This window comes from Coprococcus sp. ART55/1 (genome assembly GCF_000210595.1).
Classification (GTDB): domain Bacteria; phylum Bacillota; class Clostridia; order Lachnospirales; family Lachnospiraceae; genus Coprococcus; species Coprococcus aceti.
In genome coordinates, this window is sequence record NC_021018.1 from 841,765 (window position 1) to 845,668 (window position 3,904).

4 protein-coding genes are annotated in these 3,904 nt (G+C 41.9%); all 4 read left to right on the forward strand.

Annotated elements, in window-relative coordinates; genetic code table 11:
• Positions 1 to 246 precede the first annotated feature (246 nt).
• A complete protein-coding gene (locus CCU_RS04035) occupies positions 247 to 1,143 on the forward strand; it encodes a LysR family transcriptional regulator (RefSeq protein WP_015533660.1) in 897 nt (298 codons plus the stop codon).
• Between the two features lie 232 nt (positions 1,144 to 1,375).
• On the forward strand, positions 1,376 to 1,873 hold the full coding sequence (locus CCU_RS04040; RefSeq protein WP_015533661.1) for a low molecular weight protein-tyrosine-phosphatase: 498 nt from the start codon (positions 1,376 to 1,378) through the stop codon (positions 1,871 to 1,873).
• A 143-nt stretch (positions 1,874 to 2,016) separates the two neighbouring features.
• Positions 2,017 to 2,559 carry a prolyl-tRNA synthetase associated domain-containing protein gene (locus CCU_RS04045; protein WP_015533662.1) on the forward strand — a complete coding sequence of 181 codons (543 nt, stop codon included), beginning with the start codon at positions 2,017 to 2,019 and terminating at the stop codon, positions 2,557 to 2,559.
• Positions 2,560 to 2,570: 11 nt separating this feature from the next.
• On the forward strand, positions 2,571 to 3,904 hold a 1,334-nt coding region (gene rlmD, locus CCU_RS04050; protein ID WP_208896342.1), incomplete at its 3' end, for a 23S rRNA (uracil(1939)-C(5))-methyltransferase RlmD.

The window sequence follows — 3,904 nt, forward strand, 5'->3', positions numbered from 1 at the left end:
GAATGGTAAAAGAAATGTCATTTACAGCAGTTGACAAAAAAATATTTTTTTGCAACAAGGTATTTGATAGAGTTGTCCCTAATGGAACGTTTTTTTATTTTATAGCTTTTTGTTAAGTGTTCAACTTCTATGCTCATATTGGTTGCATTCCTTTCTTTTTTCTTGTATGATATCATTAAATTGTGTATCGGTAAAATTGAAATAACGAATGATGAAGTTCATTTAATTTGATAAGAGGGCGATAAAATGACAATAGTACAATTAGAAACTTTTTTAAAAATAACTGAAGCAGGAAGTTTCACAGCTGCTTCAAATATGTTGGGATATGCTCAATCAACGGTTACGACACAAATTAAACAGCTGGAGGAAGAGTTGAATTGTCTTTTGTTTGAACGGTTAGGAAAAAATATTGTTCTAACATTAGAGGGTAAAAGATTATTAATATATGCACAAAAAATGCTGCAACTGGAAAGAGAAATATTACTAGAAGTACCAAAATCAGAAGATCCTACAGGAATATTAAGGTTAGGGGTTTCTGAATCTTTGTGTTATAACATATTGCCCCATATTCTGCTGGAATATAAAAAGAGATTCCCTAAAATAGTAATAGAGCTTCAATTTATTACTCATGATACATTTCCTTCGATGTTAAAACAGGGAGCTTTAGATTTGGTTTATACCTTGAATCCTTACATTGAATCACCAGAATTGGTCATGCTACATAAGAAACCTGAAACATTAGGGTTCTATGCAAGCCCCGAATATCCGCTTGCAAACAGAAATCGTATTAAGGAAACAGATTTAGAAAATATTCCATTGCTCCTTACTTCGCATAGCTGTAATTTCAGATTAATGCTTATTCAGGATTTGGCAAAGTATTCCGTTACTCCTAAAATTGGAATAGAGACAAGCAGAAAAGAAATATTAAAACAGTTTGCAATAAATCAATTAGGTGTAGCTTTCATACCAGATATGGTAGCCAAAGAAGAAATAGAAAACGGCTCTCTAAAGAGACTTGATTGGGGAGGAAATGATTTTGCTATATTTTCACAGATTTTTATTCATAAAGACAAGCATTTAAATTCAGCAATAGAAGGATTGATTGAAATAATATTGGAAAATACTAATGAAAATATTGCTTAGATCTGTGCAGCGATTAATATAAAATATTTTTATTATTGTTGCACACCCCCATCCGTAGTCTGAATCCCCTTAACTGACTACGATTTGACTACTACACAAGGCATTGATTTGCTCCGTTTTGCATTATTTCGCAAAAAGTGTAGTTTTAGAGAAGAAAAATACGATGCCCGGAAAAGTCGATAAATCCTTGCAAAATAGGGCAATATAGGGCATTTTAGAACAGGAGAAATTTATGATTAGAGTTTTATTCATCTGCCACGGCAACATCTGCCGTTCCCCCATCTCTGAGTTCGTCCTCAAGGACATGGTAGAAAAACTCAGCATAGCAGATAAATTTGATATAGCTTCTGCGGCCACCAGCACTGAGGAGATCTGGGGCGGAAAAGGCAATCCGATATACCCACCGGCGCAGGAAGTGCTGAGGGCGCATGGCATAGGTAAGACGGCTTATACAGATTTTAGTGGCAAGAGGGCCAGGCAGGTTACAAGGCGGGATTATGAATATTATGATTACCTGCTCTGCGCAGATACAGCAAATGTGAGGAACACAATGCGCATAACCGGTCCGGACTACCAGGACAAGATACATTTGCTGCTCGATTATGCGGGAAGATATGGACAATCTATAGCTGATCCGTGGTATACAGGACGATTTGATGAGACATACAGGGATGTGTGTCAGGGATGCGAGGGATTTCTTGAGTATCTCAGGCAAGGCAATAGGTTGTAGATATGTGTTTACACTCTCGAAGGCATGGTTTTATATTGATTTTATATTGCTTGTTTTATATAGCAACACCACAAGAAACGTGATATGATTTACGCGTAAATGCATGAGAGAAAATATATAAACCACCAACGGAGGGCACACAAATGGAATTATACAAAGGCAGACCGGATACAAATGAAGGACGACTTGAGAGGGAGATCAGAGTTTATGATTTCCTTGATGATCACGGCATAGAGTATTGGCGCACAGATCATGCTCCAGCAGACACAATGGAAGTTTGCAGCGAGATAGATGCGGTGCTTGGGGCAACCATTTGTAAGAATCTGTTTTTGTGCAACAGGCAGAAGACGCAGTTCTATCTGCTCATGATGCCGGGCGACAAGCCGTTCAAGACAAAGGAGATCACATCGCAGATAGGCAGCGCGAGACTTTCATTTGCATCGCCGGAGGATATGGAGAAGTATCTGGATATCAGGCCGGGGGCGGTCAGCGTCATGGGTCTCATGAATGACCATGAGAATTATGTGCAGCTGCTTGTTGACGAGGATGTTATGAAGGGCGAGTATCTTGGATGCCATCCGTGTGTGAACACATCAAGTATGAAGGTCAGGACGGAGGATATATTTGGAAAGTTTCTTGAGGCGGTTCACCACGATATGATCAAGGTGACGCTCACTGGAGAATAGGAGTGGTAAAAATGATGGCAGAGCGAAGAAACGGGGGCAAGCCTCGCAGAGAAGAAAATAATAAAACGAGTGGCAGCGTAAACAAGAGAAAAGGACAGTCACATAGCAGAAAGTACGATGTAACAGGTGGAGAGAAACAAATAAAAACAGGAAGCAAAGGTAAAGCTGTACAGGGAAAACCGCGACAGGCACACTCATCACAATATAAGCTCAACCCGAACAGCAAATGTCCTATATCCCACCTGTGCGGTGGCTGTCAGTATGTGGATATGCCATATGAGCAGCAGCTTGCTGAGAAACAGAAGTATATAGATGACCTGCTCAGCGTATTTGGTCCTGTGGACAAGATAATAGGCATGAAGAATCCGTATCACTACAGGAATAAGGTCACTGCGGCATTCAGGAGAATGAAGAGCGGAGAAATAATTTCCGGGGTGTACGAGGAGGGAACACACAATATACTTCCAGTCGAGGACTGTTATGTGGAGGATGAGAAGGCTGCGGACATCATCAGAACATTTGCCGGACTGATAAAGTCGTTCAAGCTCCAGATATACAACGAGGATACAGGAACCGGACTTATCAGGCATTTGCAGATAAGAGTTGGAAGAAAGACTGGGCAGATCATGGTGATCATAGTTACAGCGTCGCCGGTATTCCCGTCCAAGAAGAATCTCGCAAAGACACTTGTGACGGCTCATCCGGAGATCACAACGATTGTCCAGAATATCAACATGAAGGACACCAGCATGGTCATAGGCGACAGAAATCAGGTTGTTTACGGCAAAGGTTATATAGAGGATATCCTATGCGGAAAGCGTTTCCGTATATCGCCGGGCAGCTTCTATCAGGTCAATCCGGAGCAGACGGAGGTCCTCTATGGCAAAGCCATCAAGTACGCGGATCTCAAGAAGAAGGAGACTGTGATCGATGCCTACTGCGGTATAGGAACCATAGGCATAGCTGCAAGCGACCGTGCAAAGAAGGTCATAGGCGTGGAGTTGAATGAAGCCGCTGTGCACGATGCCCGGGTGAATGTGAAGATGAACAAGATACAGAATGTTGATATTTACAGCAACGACGCCGGCAGATTTATGGTCGATGTCGCTGAGGAGGGTGACAGCATAGATGTGGTATTCATGGATCCTCCGAGATCTGGAAGTACAGAGGAGTTCATGTCATCGGTCATCACACTTGGACCTAAAAGGGTTGTGTATATATCCTGTGGTCCTGAGAGCCTTGCCCGTGACTTGAAATATATGACAAAGAACGGCTATCAGGTCATCAAGATGACCCCTGTGGACATGTTCCCGCTCACCCGCGGGGTAGAGACCGTGGTGCTCCT